The organism is Staphylococcus auricularis (assembly GCF_051172115.1).
In the GTDB taxonomy this organism is placed as follows: domain Bacteria; phylum Bacillota; class Bacilli; order Staphylococcales; family Staphylococcaceae; genus Staphylococcus; species Staphylococcus auricularis_A.
Genome location: NZ_JBPIZN010000041.1, coordinates 1 through 252, shown reverse-complemented (window position 1 = coordinate 252; position 252 = coordinate 1). Strand labels below are relative to the sequence as shown.

2 tRNA genes are annotated in these 252 nt (G+C 52.4%); both read right to left on the bottom strand.

Annotation, left to right across the window (positions count from 1 at the left end):
* Positions 1–76: transfer RNA gene (locus ACSBRB_RS10735), tRNA-Thr, on the bottom strand.
* A 16-nt stretch (positions 77–92) separates the two neighbouring features.
* Positions 93–168: transfer RNA gene (locus ACSBRB_RS10730), tRNA-Val, on the bottom strand.
* Between the last annotated feature and the right edge of the window lie 84 nt (positions 169–252).

Below are 252 nucleotides of genomic sequence, written 5' to 3'. Positions count from 1 at the left end.
TGGTGCCGGCCAGAGGAATCGAACCCCCAACCTACTGATTACAAGTCAGTTGCTCTGCCAGTTGAGCTAGGCCGGCTATGTCAAAATTTAAATGGTGGAGGATGACGGGTTCGAACCGCCGACCCTCTGCTTGTAAGGCAGATGCTCTCCCAACTGAGCTAATCCTCCATTTAATCTTGCCTGGCAACGTCCTACTCTCGCGGAACGTAAGTCCGACTACCATGGGCGCTAAGGAGCTTAACTTCTGTGTTC